General features: G+C 46.1%; 13 protein-coding genes. 11 read left to right on the forward strand and 2 right to left on the reverse strand.

Annotated features, from left to right (window positions below):
* Positions 1-3: 3 nt before the first annotated feature.
* The gene (locus BMW61_RS08030) at positions 4-1,026 is read right to left on the reverse strand and encodes an NAD-dependent epimerase/dehydratase family protein (RefSeq protein WP_091820850.1); all 1,023 of its coding nucleotides are present in this window, start codon (positions 1,024-1,026) and stop codon (positions 4-6) included.
* A 157-nt stretch (positions 1,027-1,183) separates the two neighbouring features.
* Here BMW61_RS08030 and BMW61_RS08035 point away from each other — a divergent pair, with 157 nt between their 5' ends.
* The 3 genes from BMW61_RS08035 to BMW61_RS08045 are packed head-to-tail and all read left to right on the forward strand — an operon-like array spanning position 1,184 to position 6,149.
* A complete protein-coding gene (locus BMW61_RS08035) occupies positions 1,184-2,968 on the forward strand; it encodes an ABC transporter ATP-binding protein (RefSeq protein ID WP_207650180.1) in 1,785 nt (594 codons plus the stop codon).
* 3 nt (positions 2,969-2,971) lie between these two features.
* Positions 2,972-4,759, forward strand: coding sequence for an ABC transporter ATP-binding protein (locus BMW61_RS08040; RefSeq protein ID WP_022761260.1), 1,788 nt, complete (start codon positions 2,972-2,974; stop codon positions 4,757-4,759).
* A 25-nt stretch (positions 4,760-4,784) separates the two neighbouring features.
* A complete protein-coding gene (locus tag BMW61_RS08045) occupies positions 4,785-6,149 on the forward strand; it encodes an MATE family efflux transporter (protein ID WP_091820852.1) in 1,365 nt (454 codons plus the stop codon).
* Between the two features lie 42 nt (positions 6,150-6,191).
* Here the strand turns inward: BMW61_RS08045 and BMW61_RS08050 are convergent, their stop codons facing one another.
* Positions 6,192-7,703: a PucR family transcriptional regulator gene (locus tag BMW61_RS08050; RefSeq protein ID WP_091820854.1), complete on the reverse strand. Its 1,512-nt coding sequence runs from the start codon at positions 7,701-7,703 to the stop codon at positions 6,192-6,194.
* 178 nt (positions 7,704-7,881) lie between these two features.
* Between BMW61_RS08050 and BMW61_RS08055 the strand changes: the two genes are divergently transcribed.
* The 8 genes from BMW61_RS08055 (at position 7,882) to BMW61_RS08090 (ending at position 15,689) form a co-directional block, all read left to right on the forward strand.
* Entirely contained in the window at positions 7,882-8,826 is a 945-nt protein-coding gene (locus BMW61_RS08055) for a flavodoxin family protein (protein WP_022761263.1), read from the forward strand.
* 21 nt (positions 8,827-8,847) lie between these two features.
* Complete coding sequence (locus BMW61_RS08060; RefSeq protein WP_091820856.1) at positions 8,848-9,309, forward strand: hypothetical protein; 462 nt, start codon at positions 8,848-8,850, stop codon at positions 9,307-9,309.
* A 20-nt stretch (positions 9,310-9,329) separates the two neighbouring features.
* Entirely contained in the window at positions 9,330-10,823 is a 1,494-nt protein-coding gene (locus BMW61_RS08065) for an FAD-dependent oxidoreductase (protein ID WP_022761265.1), read from the forward strand.
* A 19-nt stretch (positions 10,824-10,842) separates the two neighbouring features.
* Positions 10,843-12,930 (forward strand): FAD-dependent oxidoreductase, encoded by a 2,088-nt coding sequence (locus tag BMW61_RS08070; RefSeq protein WP_091820858.1) that lies wholly within the window; start codon positions 10,843-10,845, stop codon positions 12,928-12,930.
* A 10-nt stretch (positions 12,931-12,940) separates the two neighbouring features.
* Positions 12,941-13,513, forward strand: coding sequence for an NADH-ubiquinone oxidoreductase-F iron-sulfur binding region domain-containing protein (locus BMW61_RS08075; RefSeq protein WP_022761267.1), 573 nt, complete (start codon positions 12,941-12,943; stop codon positions 13,511-13,513).
* 17 nt (positions 13,514-13,530) lie between these two features.
* A complete protein-coding gene (locus BMW61_RS08080) occupies positions 13,531-14,838 on the forward strand; it encodes a thiolase family protein (protein ID WP_091820860.1) in 1,308 nt (435 codons plus the stop codon).
* Between the two features lie 16 nt (positions 14,839-14,854).
* Positions 14,855-15,277 carry a Zn-ribbon domain-containing OB-fold protein gene (locus tag BMW61_RS08085; protein ID WP_022761269.1) on the forward strand — a complete coding sequence of 141 codons (423 nt, stop codon included), beginning with the start codon at positions 14,855-14,857 and terminating at the stop codon, positions 15,275-15,277.
* Between the two features lie 172 nt (positions 15,278-15,449).
* The gene (locus tag BMW61_RS08090; protein WP_022763357.1) at positions 15,450-15,689 is read left to right on the forward strand and encodes an acyl carrier protein; all 240 of its coding nucleotides are present in this window, start codon (positions 15,450-15,452) and stop codon (positions 15,687-15,689) included.
* Positions 15,690-15,725 lie beyond the last annotated feature (36 nt).

The raw sequence follows: 15,725 nt of genomic DNA on the forward strand, positions 1-15,725 counted from the left end.
TCTTTATATTTCTGTTTTCGCCTTTTCAATTGCGGCTATTATTTTATCACAAAAAGTGTCAAATTCCGGATCTTCCTCGTATTCCTCAGGATGAGAGAGGACGTAATCAACTGCCAGACGAACTCCCTTATGGAAGGGAATAGTGGTAGTCATTTGCGGAACGAGTCTTTTTAGCTTGCTGTTGTCAAAAACAACGGATACGGTTTTGTCTCCGAGAAGACTTCCTTCGAAATCCATGTCGTATTTTTCACCTACATCACTTAAGAAATCGGATGAAACATGGTAAGCCTTTAGTTCTACGCCCAGAGCATCAGCAATAGTCTGATATATCTGATCCCAGCTAAGGATCTCGTCACCTGTTATCTGGAAAGCCTCGCCTATGGCATGTCTGTTGCCCATGAGACCGGTAAAGCCGATCGCGAAATCGCTGTTAAAGGTAACAGCCCACAGAGATGATCCGTCGCCCTGAATTATGACGGGTTTTCCCTGCTGCATGCGCTTTATAACCTGGTAGAATCCTTTTTTGCCATGCACACCGAGCGGAATATGTCTCTCGTCGTAGGTGTGGCTGGGCCTTACTATGGTTACGGGGAAGCCCTCTTCGCGGTATTTTTTCATGAGAAATTCTTCGCAGGCGATCTTGTTTCTGGAGTATTCCCAATACGGATTCGCCAGAGTTGTTCCTTCGGTTATGATATAGCCTGCTGCGGGTTTATTGTAGGCAGAAGCAGAGCTGATGAAGATGTACTGCTTTGTTTTATCCTTAAAGAGTCTGTAGTCTCGCTCCACGGCCTTCACATCAAAGGCGATGAAATCGCTTACCACATCGAAATCCATGCCGGAGAGCTTCTCTGCGACATCGCTTTCATTATATATATCAGCTGTTATTTGTTTTACTGAAGAAGGGACATCGCCCTTGCGATTTCCCCTGTTTAAGAGGTATACCTCCCATTGAGGATCCTCCGACAGTCTTCTTACTATTCCCATACTGATGGTACCCGTACCACCGATAAAAAGTGCTTTCATGCTGTAACCCTCCTTTTTATTTTTACCCATATGAATAGTATAAAACATTTTTGAGGAAAACAAAAAATAATTACCGAATGACAAAATATTTATAGTTTTATGATTGGCATAGTGGTTAAATAACAACTAACGTTTCTATGAAAGGTTGGACTTTAAAGTGAAAAATGCAGATAAAGACTGGCAGTTTCCAAGAACCAGATTGGAGTGGCTCTGGGATAACATGGAGGGATATAAGGCGCTGTATATCGTTTCCGTTGCCGGTACATTTTTATACAACATGATGCAGCTGACGGTTCCGTATTTTTCATCACAGATAGTAGACAAATTCCTCTCGGGACCTGAGGCGAGAGCCAATTTCAGTGCTCATTCCGATGAGTTTTACAGGCTTATTTTCATGATGATATTCTTCACAATTCTAAGGTGTATCATCGTGTACGCGGATTGCGTGGGATACGAAGTGGTGTCCCAGGGAGTCCTTTTCAGAGTGCGAAATTTCATTTATGACAAGATTCAGAGACAGGACATGAAGTTCTACAGCACCTACAGGACCGGTGACCTCATGACCAGAGTTACCGGTGATCTGGATGCCGTAAGGCACATGATTGCCTGGGTTGTGAGAATGCTGGTTGAGGCGTTTTCGCTTATTTTGGCTGTCGGAATCTATTTTTTATTCATGAACTGGAAAATGGCGCTCTGTCTTCTCGCAGTAGCTCCGCTGATTTTCATTATAATAATGGCTTTTAAACTGCAGGTTGCGCCTATGCATGCACTCCTTAGGGAAAAACTGGCCAAAATGAACACAATGGCGCAGGAAAATATCTCCGGAAATCGCGTGGTTAAGGCTTTTGCCAGGGAAGACTATGAGATAGAGTCTTTTGATGAATGCAACAGGGACTACCGTGACACCAATAAGAAGACAGCTATGATCTGGCTTAGATATTTTCCGATAGTTGAAACCTTTGCAAACCTGCTTCCCATTATTCTGCTGCTAGTAGGCGGACTTTTCCTTATGGGCAATCAGATGACAATGGGTGAATATGTGGCTTTTTCCGGACTTATCTGGGCCATCGCCAATCCCATGAGACAGCTTGGAAATATCATGAACGAGTTCCAGAGATTTTCGGCGGCGTCTGTAAAGGTCATGGAAATCTACTACTCAGAGCCGGAGATTGTGGACAAGGAATACACGGCCCTTATGCCCAACAGATTTGAGGGCAAGGTCGAGTTCAGGGATGTGAGCTTCCAGTATTCGGACGGTAAGCTTCCTGTTTTGAAAAATATATCATTTACCGCTGAGCCGGGGCAGACTGTGGCCATTATGGGAGAGACGGGCTGCGGAAAAACATCGCTTATACATCTTATTCCCAGATTCTACGAACCGACGGGAGGCCGCGTGCTTGTTGACGGCGTGGATGTGCAGGATATTGCACTTCATCAGCTTCGAAGAAATATCGGACTTGCGACGCAGGATGTTTTGCTCTACTCAGACACTATTGATGGAAATATCGCCTACGGAGATCAGCTGCTAAGTAAAGAGGATGTCATGAAGTACGCGAAATATTCTCAGGCTTCCGATTTTATTGCAAAGATGCCTGAGGGCTATGAGACGATTGTCGGAGAGAGGGGAGTCGGATTGTCGGGCGGACAAAAGCAGAGAATTTCTCTTGCCAGAGCACTGGCGGTGAGACCCTCGATACTTATACTTGATGATACGACCTCGGCGGTTGATCTTGAGACCGAGAAGGCAATTCAGGATAGCTTGCGGGATCTTGATTTTAAATGTACGAAGATAATCATTGCCCAAAGAATATCCACGACAAAGGATGCGGATCAGATTCTAATCATGCAAAACGGTGAGATTACTGAGCGGGGCACACATGAGGAACTGATAAAACTTGGCGGATACTACGCGGAGCTTGTAAAGCTTCAGATGGGGGCATAACAGATGGCCAGAAATACATATAAACAGGATGAATTATTAGAGGAGCCTTTTGATATAAAGCATCTCCTTAGGGCATCGGGATATATTAAAAAGCATATTGGTGTGATGCTTGTGGCGTTTTTGCTGTCGGCGATTGCCGGGGTCACAGCCCTTGTGAATCCCGTTATTGTGCGTAATGCACTGGATGTGGCGATTCCTGACGGGAACAGAGTGCTGCTCTTTAGGCTGGTTATAATATCGGCTGCTTTGTATGCACTTAGCATCTTCTTTTCACTGGTGCGCTCAAAAATAATGGTTAATGTGAGCCAGGATATCATCTATCAGATAAGGAACGATCTGTTTGAGCACCTGCAAAAGCTTCCTTTTCAGTATTACGATGACAGACCGCACGGGAAAATACTGGTAAGGGTGGTCAATTACGTAAATTCGGTTTCGGACATGCTAAGTAACGGTCTTATCAATATCGTACTTGAGATTCTGAACCTCATATTTATTGTAATTTTCATGTTTTACGTCGATGTTCAGCTTAGTCTCGTGGTACTGGCGGGCGTTCCGGTGCTCATGATTTTCATGTTCTGGATCAAGAATAAGCAGCGCCGGGCATGGCAGATGGTTTCCAATAAAAACTCGAATCTGAATGCGTATCTTCAGGAAAATATCGTTGGTGCCAGAATTACACAGATATTTGCCAGAGAGGACGAAAATGCAAAGATTTTCAGGGACCTTTCGGATGACTGCAGAAAAACCTGGATGAAGGCCATATACTACAGTACATCAGTATGGCCCGGAATAGATACCATCTCGGTATTTGTAAGAGCAGCCATCTACTTCTTCGGACTTGTGATATTTGCAAACGGTCACCAGAGTCTCGGAACGATTGTTGCCATATCAAGCTATGCGTCCAGATTCTGGCAGCCGATCATGAACCTTGGAAACATTTTTAACGGCTTCATCAATAATATCGCGTATCTGGAGAGAATCTTTGAGACTATGGATGAGCCCGTGACTATTACGGATGAGCCCGGAGCAATCGAGCTTGCGCCTGTAACGGGCAGGGTAGAATTTCAGAATGTCTCATTTTCCTATGAAGAAGGAAAAGAAGTTCTGCATAATGTGTCCTTTACTGTGGAGCCCGGGGAATCCATCGCACTTGTGGGGCCAACCGGAGCAGGCAAGAGCACTATCGTAAGTCTTATATCGAGATTTTATAATGTTGATAGCGGCAGAATTCTTATCGACGGACAGGACATTTCCAAGGTGACATTAAAATCTCTTAGGGAACAGATGGGTATAATGCTGCAGGATAGCTTCATTTTCTCGGGAACTATCGAGGATAACATACGTTACGGAAAACTTGATGCATCTAAGGAAGAGATAATAAAAGCATCGAAGACTGTCTGTGCACACACATTTATCAGCGGCATGAGCCGGGGATATCGCACAGAGGTTAAGGAGAGAGGAGCACTTCTGTCTCAGGGGCAAAAACAGCTTATCTCCTTTGCGCGGACACTTATCTCGGATCCGAGAATTATGGTACTGGATGAGGCCACGTCCAGTATCGATGTTCAGACGGAAAAAGACCTTCAGAGAGGCTTGAATGCTATGCTGGCCGGCAGAACCAGCTTTATAATAGCGCACCGCTTATCGACCATTACAGGTTGTGACAAGATAATGTATATCAATGATGGCGGTATCACCGAGTGCGGTACACATGAGGAACTTATGAAGAAAAAGGGTGATTACTATCACCTGTATACGGCTCAGATACTCTCTGATGCCCGCCCTGCATAGGGCTATTTTGATGGAGTAGGATATTATGAAAAGTAACATAACAGATATGACGACAGGGAATCCGGCAAGACACATCCTGGTGTTTGCCCTCCCTACACTGATTGGAAACATTTTCCAGCAGATATATAATCTCGCCGATTCGATAATTGTCGGAAGATTTGTCGGAGCAGATGCATTTGCCGCTGTCGGTGCCACAAGCTCCATAACTTTCCTGTTTTTTGCGCTTTGCAACGGTATCGGAGGTGGCGGCGGTATTGTTGTGTCGCAGTATTACGGAGCCCACATAGACAGCAAGGTGAAAAGATGTATAGTTAACACAGGCCTTATTATGCTCTTGGTTCCGATATTTTTCGGAGCGCTGGGATTCCTTCTTGCACCTCATCTGCTTAAACTTCTGGGAACACCGGAGCTTATCATAGGAGATGCCATATTATATGTGCGCTTTATGTGTATCGGACTTTTGTTTGTATCCTTGTACAACTATTTGTCTTCAATGCTGCGTGCGCTCGGAGACTCCAGAACACCACTGTATTTCCTGATAATATCAACTGTTATAAATATCGTGCTTGATATTGTGTTTGTGTGCGTTTTCAGACTTGGAATCAAGGGCGCGGCTCTTGCCACTGTTGTGGCGCAGTTTATTTCTGTGGTACTAAGTGCAATATATGCATACAAAACCAACAGATATTTCCGCTTTGAGAAGGAAGACTTCGAGATATCAATGCATATGACCTACAAGATTGTTCGCCTTGGAGTGCCCATGTCGATCCAGTTCGGACTCATTGCGATTTCAGCCATGGCGGTTCAGCGAATAGTCAATTCCTACGGAACGACTGTAGTGGCAGCTTTTACAGCCACAAACAGGATAGAGCAGCTTATTCATCAGCCCTATGCAACGCTGGGAGCATCCCTTGCGACCTACAGCGGACAGAACTTCGGAGCAAAAAGAAACGACCGCGTCTATTCGGGTTACAAGAGCGGTCTTGTTATTATGGCCGTATTCACAGCTATTCTGGTATTTACAATGCAATTGTTCGGAAGAGCTATTTGCAGTATGTTTGTGACTGATACGGAGGTTATAACTCTTGGTGCTGACGGACTTAAGATTACAAGTCTGTTCTATCTTGCGCTCGGATTAATTTATGTTGTTCGCGGAGTCCTGACCGGCATAGGAGATGCGTTCTTCTCACTGTTCAACGGTGTCATAGAGGTCATCGGAAGATTCACCATACCGCTCCTTCTGACCTCATACCTCGGCTTCGGAGCGACCGGTATCTGGCTTTCCTCCGGAATCGTCTGGCTTATCAGCGGCGTCACCGCCTGGCTCCGCTACTACACCTATTTCCAGAGAAAACGTCTCCACACCCACGCCAGCATCCAAACCACCTGAGGCAAATAACTTCGCCCGGGCCATGGGGTCTGCCGTGCGAAGTTACTGCAGCAGTTTTAGGGAGTATTCGTAGGCGAAGAGGGCGTCCTTGTCATCGAGGCGTATGTCGAAGAGCTGTTTCATCTTGTCGAAGCGGTAGAAGAGGGTGGACTTGTGTATGAAAAGCGCATTTGCTGTGGCAGGTGCGCTTCTATTATTGTCGAAATAAGTTTCCAGAGTGCTGATGTAGTTCGTTCCGTGCTCCTCGTCATGTTTTTTCATGAACTTGATGGAGGGGTGGATTGAGGCACGGACCATTGATTCTTTGTTCGCGGAGCTAAGTATGTGTTTTAAGTAGTAATTACGGTAATAAATAATGGGTGATTCGTTAAAAACAGGGAGTCTCTGCGACAAAAGTCCCTGGCACTGGCTGAAATAGGCGGAGCTTTCACTCAATTTGTCATAAAGATAGCTTACGGTTCCTATCATGTGATTCATAGTAAGGAAGGTTTTCAGCCTTTTTTCAGTCTTTGGAGTCATGGCTTCCATTTTTGATGTGGAAACAAGAGTTATAAAACGGTTACCGAAGATACCGGTCACACTGTTTGAAAAGATGGTGGAAAGCTGCTGGATATAGATATGGTAAGCCATAAGCCTTCGGGAGGTGGCGGTAAAGCTGCTGGCAATGATGTAGTAGTATTCCTTCGGCTTTATTCCCAGAAGCGACAGCTGGTTCACAGCGGTTTCTTCATCATAGTGGCGCCCGAAAAGATCCCGCAGGAACATATCATATTTGATGCCCTGGGGATTTCGGTAACTGTCGTCCTTTTGCAGCTGTATTGATACCATCTGGGCGAGGGAGTGAATGAGGTCAAGATCACTTTCTGTGTGTTCGCGTTCATTACATCTTACGCAAATATAGCCCACAACTGCGTGTTTTATTCTTATGCTTTCAAATATCCAGTCAAAATCGCTTTCTTCAAGCTTCACGGCGAAGGGATATACCGAGTGGTAGATTCTTTCGGTAACTTTCTTTTGTTCCATATCCTCGGAGTATTTAGCTTTGACGGATAGTCTGTTGTTCTTTATTTCCAGGTTCTTATCCTCGGAAACATCGGGGAAGGATGCCAGAATTCCATAACTGCTGTCACATACCACGACAGGATTATTGAGGTATTTGTATGCCGTCTGAAGGAGGGCGTCGATACCGTAGCCGTTGTGCAGGATACTGAAAAGACTTCGCTTTTGCACATCTATGTTTTGATATGCCAGAATTACATCCTCCATAAGGTTGTACAACTCTAATATGTTCAGTTCTTCTTCTATATAAAGGGAGTCCGAGGCAGGAGTGTTCTGACCGGTTCCTATGAAAAGGATATCGCCGTAAACCTCCGCCTTTCCAAAGGTTTTGTAATCTGCAAGATACAAAATATTCGGCATCAGATGCTCAATGTTGGCATCATTTTCGTTAAAAAAACGTATTCCGTCAATTGAATGCCTTTTTTGATAGTTTCCATGCACTTTTAAATCGTACTTTTTCTCTATTGCATCCAGAATATCTGAAATATAAGCCATTTTACTGCTATCTCCCGTTTTTTAAGTAAATTTTCGTTGCATCCGACAAACGTCGGAAAAAGTATACATTATTTTGAGATTTTACTCAATGGCTGTTGGATGTAAAGGGAAACTCTGAATGATAAATTCTTAACTATCAGAGCGAATTCTGAATTAAAAGGAAAAAGGGAGAATTTTTATGAGTATCAAAGTAATGGGCGTTACAGCCGGAAGAAAGAACAGCAACAGTGAGATCCTTTTAAAGGAAGCACTCATTGCATGTGAGGAAGCCGGCGCAGAAGTAACTATGATCAATCTTAGGGATTACAACATTCTGGATTGTACCGGATGCACATCCTGCACCATCGGTATGTCACAGGGCAAGAACGTAGGATGCGTACTTGATGATAAGGACGATAAGAAAAAGATCATGGATGTCCTTCTTAGTCAGGATGCGGTTATCTATTCAGTTCCTACATATGATCTTATGCCATCCGCCAATTATCTGACATTTGCACAGAGAAGTCTTAGCTACGAGACAGCATTCCTTGAGACAATCGGTGCCATCGAGCACAGAGACAGGGTTGCAGGTCTTATCTCAGTAGGCGGATCAACCAGAGCATGGCAGTCAATGGCTCTCGAGGGGCTTCAGGCAACAATGTTCACAACTGACATGAAGGTTGTAGACATGATCCTTGCAACAAGAGTTCCCGGTCCCGCACAGTGCCTGCTTGATGACGAGCTCATCGCAAGAGCACACAAGATGGGTGAAAACATCATCGAAGCTGTTAAGACTCCCGTAGAGGAGAGAAAATGGCTCGGCGACGAGAACATGGGATGGTGCCCGAACTGCCACTCAAATGCACTTGTTCTCGGTGAGCCTCAGTGGGACGGCCTTCACTATCCTATCGAGTGCCAGGTTTGCGGCGCAGGCGGAAACCTCGAGCAGACAGAGGACGGCAAGTGGAAGTTCGTTATTCAGGAGGATGGCCTCTTGAAGGATCGTACAACTGTTGAGGGAAGAGCTAGACACCTTGAGGAGATCGGACATACTCAGGGCGGATTCTTCGGAAATCCCGAGAACAGAGAGATTGTAGGTAAAAAGATCATCAGATATAAAGAGAAGAATTTCAAGGGAATCTAATACTTTTCGGAGGATATGGCAATGAAAAAGAGTTTTAAATATCGCGCAGTGAATGCGCTTATTATGAACATTCCGATAGCACTTGCTATTTCACTTACAGCACAGCTGCTTGCGATTCACACGGTTATACCGCAGTTGCTTTTAATCAATTTCCTTATTGCTTATGTAGTGTCTTTTGTGGTTGGCGTGACACTTCCCTGTGTCGGATGGGGAATCGGATTTGCGAATTTCTGCAAGACAAAGCCGAATACACTTCCCTTTGGTCTTTGCATCAACGCAGTTGTGAACCTTACATATGTTGTGATCAACAGCCTGATTCTTACATATTTTAATGTGGTTATTCTGAATCATGCACCTATCATTGCATATTTTATCGGAATGGCAACGACATTCATTCCGATCTATATCGTCGGATACATTGTTTCCTTCCTTTGGAACCGTCTGGCAGAAAAAATGACAGAAAGTATTTGTGGCAACGAATAATTATTTGGAGGTAAGTAAAAATGAAACAGTTACAGTCAGATGTAATCGTAGTAGCAGCAGGCCTTTCAGGACTTGCAGCAAGTATTGCGGCAGCCGAGAACGGCGCAAGCGTAATCACTTTTGAGAAGTCATCCACCACAGGTGGTGCAGCAAACATGGGTATGGGCCCTCTCGGCGTAGGCTCCAGAATTCAGAAGGATCACATGATTGCTCTTACACCCGGTGAAGCTTTCAGAAAGCACATGTATTTCACTCACTATCGTGTAGACGCAAGAATGGTAAGAGATTACTACTTCAAGTCAGGTGACACAATCGACTGGCTCATGGATATGGGCGTTGAGTTCGTAGGCGTTCAGAGAGCATTCAGTGCTCCTGAGGCTACAAGAGCTTACTCAGACGGTGAGTTCACATGGCACGTTGTAAAGCCTGAGGATGGCGGAATGCCCGGCCCTCGCTGTGCAACAGCTATGACAAAGAAGATGACAGAGAGAGCAAAGGAACTTGGCGTAGACTTCCAGTTCGAGACTCCCGTTAAGAAGATCATCATGGAGGACGGCGCAGCTGTAGGTGTAATCGCAGTTGACAAGAACGGTGAAGAGATCGAAGCAAGAGCAAATGCAGTAATCATCTGCACAGGCGGTTTCGGTGATAACCCAGAGATGATCAAGGAGCAGACAGAGTTCGAGTATGGCAACACAATCTACAACTTCGCTGTTCCCGGAATGAAGGGCGATGGTATCAAGATGGCATGGGAAGCAGGCGCAGGCCACGAGCCTTGCATCATGGAGCTTATGTATCAGCTTCCCGACAACATGAACCACTTCATCCTTGACGGTGCTTTCCGTCAGCCTTGCCTCTGGGTAAACAGAAACGGACAGAGATTCATGCCCGAGGATCAGATTGCAAACACAACCTTCACAGGTAACGCAATCGCAGCACAGCCCGGCAAGGTTGCTTATTCAATCTTCGATAGCAAGATGCTTAAAAAGTATAAGAAAAAGGGTCCCGATATCGTTTCTCACGTACATCCTCATGATCTTTTCGATCACTTCGATGAGCAGTGGAACGCAGACCTTGCAAACGGTTATGAGCCTATCGTACAGGCAGATACAATCGAGGAGCTGGCTGAGAAGGCAGGCATCGATGTAGAGGGCCTTGTAGCACAGATTGAAGAGTACAACGAGATGTGCGCAAACGGCTTTGATGAGATCTTTGAGAAGGATCGCGCATATATGCAGCCCATCGAGAAGGCACCTTTCTATCTTTGCAGAGAGAACGTTGGTGCATACGGCTCACTCGGCGGCGTAAAGATCAACCACAAGACACAAGTTCTCACACAGGATGCAAAGGTTATTCCCGGCCTTTATGCAGCAGGAACAGATGCATGCAACATCTTCGGAGACAGCTATCCCTTCATCCTTTCAGGAAACACAATGGGATTCTGCCTTAACAGTGGACGTATCGCAGGTGAGAATGCATCAGCAGGTTCCGAGAACTTTGATGATTTTGAATAAAAACAGAGGTTACAGGTAGATGAAGATTTTTATTGACGGAAAAGAAATTGAGGCAAGAGAAGGCGCATCCGTTCTTGATGCCGCCCTTGAAGCAGGCGTTTTTATTCCGCACCTTTGCTCCCATCCTGATTTGGAAGCAAAGGGAGGTTGTCGCCTCTGCTCTGTTGAGATTGACGGAGTGGAGGGGGCTGTGCCCTCTTGTAAAACGACTGTGACTGATGGCATGAAGGTCACGGTTAATGGCCCCGAGGCCGAAAAGGTAAGAAAAACAGCCATGGAGCTGATTCTTGCTACGCACCCCGCTGATTGTACAGGATGTCCCAAGTACGGAAAATGTGAGCTTCAGTCAATGTATCAGTACATGGGAGTAAGCCCGGAGCGCTGGAGAAAGAAATCGAGAGCAGTTCCGAATGATGAGAGCAATCCGCTGATTTCGCATCTCTTCACAAGATGCGTAAGATGCGGACGTTGCATCAGAGCATGCCAGGATATGCGTGGTGTTAAGGTTCTTGATTACATCAAGACCGACATGGGTATCAGGGCGGGAATCCCGGAGGGCAAGTCCCTCAAGGAAGCCGGCTGCAGATTCTGCGGCGCATGTATTGAGGTTTGTCCCACAGGTTCAATTGTGGATGCATTCCATTTGATGAAACCCGAGAGAACCTATGATGAAAACGTTGTACCTTGCAGAAGTACCTGCCCTGCACACATCGATATTCCTGAGTATATAAGAGCTGTGAAGGAAGGCAATTTTGATAAGGCGACAGCCATTATTCGTGAAAAGGTGCCTTTCCCGGAGACTCTCGGATCTGTCTGCACAAGAAACTGCGAGAGCCAGTGTAAGAGAGGAGAGCTCAATTCTCCTGTATCTATCTGCAGACTTAAGAGAGCAGCTGCTACGAATGAGAGCGGTGAGTGGAAAAAGAACGTCAGAAAGGATGCTCCCACAGGCAAGAAGGTTGCCGTTATCGGAGCAGGCCCTTCCGGACTTACAGCTGCTTACTACCTTGCAAAGAAAGGCCACGAGGTCACTGTTTTCGAGAAAAATGAGAAGGCAGGCGGACAGTGTCGCTACGGCATCCCTGCATACAGACTTCCCGATGAGCTCTTAGACAGAGAGATTGATACGATTCTTGAAGCAGGAATTACCTTAAAGACAGGCGAAGCCTGTGAAGAGCCCGCAAAGCTTCTTCAGAGCGGTTTTGATGCGGTTCTGGTATCCATAGGAACACATCAGGGAACCAAGCTTCCGATCGAAGGAAATGACCTTGAGGGCGTATATGTGAATGCAGACTTCCTTAAGGCTGCAAGACAGGGCAATCCGCTTCCTGTTGGTGATAAGGTTATGGTTCTCGGCGGCGGTAACGTTGCTTATGACTGTGCCCGCACCGCAATCAGACAGGGTGCTAAGGAAGTGCACATAGCTTGTCTTGAGAATCTTCAGCAGATGACCTCCTCAGAGGAGGAGAGAATGGAAGGTGAGCAGGAAGGTGTAATCCTTCACGCAGCGCATTCCTTCCTTAGGATAACAGGTGATACCAAAGCCACCGGAGTAGAGATCCAGAAGGTAAACAAGTTCTACTTCGATGAAAACAGAAAGGCTATCATCGAGCTCGAAGAAGGTTCAAATCAGATAGTTGAGGTCGACAATGTAATCTTTGCTGTAGGTCAGAAGCCTGAGGGAACAGACAAGATGGGCGTTGAGCTGACACACGGACCTTACATTGCAGCTAAGGACAGTGCAACCAGTGTAGAAGGTGTATTTGCATCAGGCGACGTGGTTACAGGCACAAAGTCTGTTATTGAGGCTATCGCGGGCGGAAGAGATGCCGCTGTGGCAATCGATAAATTCCTTGGCGGAGACGGCGATATCAGCGAAGTTCTGGTGGAAAGACAGGCTCCCGAGAAATACATCGGACAGATTGAGGGCTTTGCGGATCTTACAAGAACTGAAGCTGAGGTTATGGAAGCAGACAAGAGAAAATGCAGTTTTGAAGCGATTGAGAAACCTCTTACCTGCGACCAGGCTAAGTGCGAAGCCGGAAGATGTCTGCAGTGTGATCTTAGAACGACAATAACCAAGGTTAAGCTTTGGAACGAGTATTAAGGAGGAAAAGATGAGTAGCGCAGATAAGATCAAAGAATTAAAAGAAGATCAGTGCGTGGTTGATGTCCTTCTTAAGGAAGTCCAGAGCCATCCCTGCCAGAACTGTGGCAAATGTGTTTTTGGATACGAAGGAATCACACAGCTGGAGATGATCTTAAAAGATATTACCGAGAAGAAGGGACGAAGCGGGGACAAGGCTCTTATGGAAGACCTTGCCGAGATGATGAAAACCCAGTCCCTTTGCGAAGATGGCGAAGATATTGCAGATGCAGTAAAGGAGGCACTTGGCAGTTACGGAGAGATTTTTGATGAGCATATCTCCAAGAAGGGCTGCCGCGCAGGTGTCTGCAAGAAGTTCATGACTTACCATATCCTTGCAAGTAAGTGCGTAGGATGCGGCGAGTGTATGGATGTCTGCGAAGACGACGCAATTCTCGGAAAGAATAAGTTCGTTCACGTAATTGTTATGGATGAGTGTTCGCTGTGCGGCAAGTGTATGGAGGCCTGTGACGAGGATGCAATAGTTATGGCAGGTGCCCAGAAGCCTAAGTGCCCCACAAAACCCATTCCATGTAAAAGATAATTAACGAGGTTAATAACATGAAAAAATTTGGAAATTATTCAAGAAGCGTGTCCATAATCGGTGTCGGTTGTACACCCTTTATGTACACCGTAGATAATGAAGAAACAAACGGCCTCACAGAAGGCGAATTGTTTGGTTATGCCGCACTTAAGGCTATGGAAGATGCCGGAGTTAACCCTCAGGATGTTGATTTCTACTTCCACGGCTGTGCGAGCCCTTTGAACGGTTCAAACTACCTTACCCCCAACGTTCAGATCGCCAACTGGTTCGGAATGAAGGGCAAGGGATCCATTCACCACTCAGAGGCTTGCTGCACAGGCTATCTTGCAATTGAGCAGGCTGTAAATGCGGTTGCATCAGGAAAATATGACTGTGTTCTTACAGGTGCCGTTGAGTTCGGTGATTCTACACCGAGCCCTGCCGATAATGTTGAGACACCCAAGCACCCTTATAAGCGTGACAAGATGACAATGGAGAAGTTCCTTAAGACTACTTCATGGCTCTATGACAGAACCTACACCAGAAGCCTTATGGCAGGTCAGGAGCTCATCTATGATGACGCTGCAGAGTGGTATGTCCGCACAAGAGGCATCTCTGCTGAGGATATGAATAACACACTCAATGCAATGTGTATAAATAACAGACGTAATGCATCTGTAAACCCGCTTGCTATCGAGAGAACAACCTATGAGGAGCTCGCTGAAAAAGCCGGCATGACTCTTGATGAATACATGAACTCACCCTACAACCCGAAGATGGGTGATTTCCTCAGAGCAGGCGGACTTGAGCTTAAGTGCGACGGTGCTGCAGCATGTATCGTATGTGCTACAGAAAAGATTCCGGAAATTGCAAAGAACTTAAAGCATAAGCCCATCGAGGTTCTCGGAATCGGAAGTGCTGCCTGTGAGGCAACAACACCTCACTTCGAGGTTCGCGCAACAGAGGAAGCAGTAAAGCAGGTTTATGAGTCAACAGGACTTTCAGGAGACGATCTTGATCTGTTCTTTGCAAATGACTTCATCATCACATCTCACCTTGTATCTGCTGAGATCGCAGGATACCTTCCCTACGGCGAAGGCTGGAAGTACATCTGCGACGGACGTACTGCATGGGACGGTGACAAGCCGATCAACTCAAACGGCGGAAGAACCTCCTTCGGACACGCTCACGCAGCATCCGGACTTGCAGATATGTACGAGGCATGCAAGCAGATGTGGAATGAGTGCGGTGATCGCCAGGTTAAGAAACTGCCGAAAACAACAATGCTCCGTGGATACGGCGGTGCTCAGAACGTAGCCGCTATCATCATTCGGACAATGGATTAATAGGGAGGATGAGACCATGGCTATCAAATTAGAGAAAATAGTTGAGAAATTTTACACATCTTTGGAAGAAGGAAAAATTATGGGCCGTAAGTGCCCCAAGTGCGGACATGTTGAGTTCCCGCCCGTATATGCTTGTAACGAGTGCGGAAGCTATGAGACAGAGTGGTACGAGATAAGCGGAAAGGCTAAGCTTCACTCCATCGTACTTCCTGCAGCACTTTCCTCAAAGCCCGAATACAAGAAAATGGGCAAATTCGCATACGGCGAGGTCGAGCTCGAAGAGGGCACAAGACTTAACGCAGTTGTACGCGGAATCAGTAAAAAGAATCGTGAGGAGCTTTCCAAACAGCTTCCCCTCGATATACATGCAGCAATAATAGATCGTGACGGCGGCTTCAAGACCGTAATCTTCGATCTGGATGAGAAGTACCTCAGCTAAAGCTTTCCCCTTGGGGGCGCTCGACGTCCGGGGTTGCTACTCGTCCGGGGGACGAGTGCTTAGCAACGACCGGAGTGGAACGTAGACCGTCGGTTCAGCGCGGACCGAAGCGGAGCGGAGACAGGTGGCACGAAGTGCCGGATGAGGGGACAAGAAAAAAAGGAGAATAAAAATGAGCAGACAGGAAATTTTAGATCAGGTATTAAACATGGTAGCAATGTCCTACAAGAAGGAGGTTTCTGAGCTTTCAGAATCCACATCCTTCAAGACAGACTTAAACGGAGCATCAGTTCAGATGGTAGCTCTCGTTTCAGAGATTGAGAACGAGCTTGACGTAGCTCTTATGCTTGCTGATGCAAGTGCCTGCGAGACAATCTCTGATCTCATCGATCTTATTGAAGAAGAGATGTAAAACATTTTGGGCTCGCTGTAAAGGCGAGCCTATTTA

Origin of the sequence: Butyrivibrio sp. ob235 (assembly GCF_900109475.1) — a bacterium.
GTDB lineage: Bacteria > Bacillota > Clostridia > Lachnospirales > Lachnospiraceae > Butyrivibrio.

What these genes read in the sequence shown, in the direction of transcription:
- BMW61_RS08065 (WP_022761265.1), top strand. Translation starts at nt 9,330, where the DNA reads ATGAAACAGTTACAGTCAGATGTAATCGTAGTAGCAGCAGGCCTTTCA.
- BMW61_RS08090 (WP_022763357.1), top strand. Translation starts at nt 15,450, where the DNA reads ATGAGCAGACAGGAAATTTTAGATCAGGTATTAAACATGGTAGCAATG.
- BMW61_RS08030 (WP_091820850.1), bottom strand. Translation starts at nt 1,026, where the DNA reads ATGAAAGCACTTTTTATCGGTGGTACGGGTACCATCAGTATGGGAATA.
- BMW61_RS08075 (WP_022761267.1), top strand. Translation starts at nt 12,941, where the DNA reads ATGAGTAGCGCAGATAAGATCAAAGAATTAAAAGAAGATCAGTGCGTG.
- BMW61_RS08060 (WP_091820856.1), top strand. Translation starts at nt 8,848, where the DNA reads ATGAAAAAGAGTTTTAAATATCGCGCAGTGAATGCGCTTATTATGAAC.
- BMW61_RS08085 (WP_022761269.1), top strand. Translation starts at nt 14,855, where the DNA reads ATGGCTATCAAATTAGAGAAAATAGTTGAGAAATTTTACACATCTTTG.
- BMW61_RS08050 (WP_091820854.1), bottom strand. Translation starts at nt 7,703, where the DNA reads ATGGCTTATATTTCAGATATTCTGGATGCAATAGAGAAAAAGTACGAT.
- BMW61_RS08055 (WP_022761263.1), top strand. Translation starts at nt 7,882, where the DNA reads ATGAGTATCAAAGTAATGGGCGTTACAGCCGGAAGAAAGAACAGCAAC.
- BMW61_RS08040 (WP_022761260.1), top strand. Translation starts at nt 2,972, where the DNA reads ATGGCCAGAAATACATATAAACAGGATGAATTATTAGAGGAGCCTTTT.
- BMW61_RS08070 (WP_091820858.1), top strand. Translation starts at nt 10,843, where the DNA reads ATGAAGATTTTTATTGACGGAAAAGAAATTGAGGCAAGAGAAGGCGCA.
- BMW61_RS08045 (WP_091820852.1), top strand. Translation starts at nt 4,785, where the DNA reads ATGAAAAGTAACATAACAGATATGACGACAGGGAATCCGGCAAGACAC.
- BMW61_RS08080 (WP_091820860.1), top strand. Translation starts at nt 13,531, where the DNA reads ATGAAAAAATTTGGAAATTATTCAAGAAGCGTGTCCATAATCGGTGTC.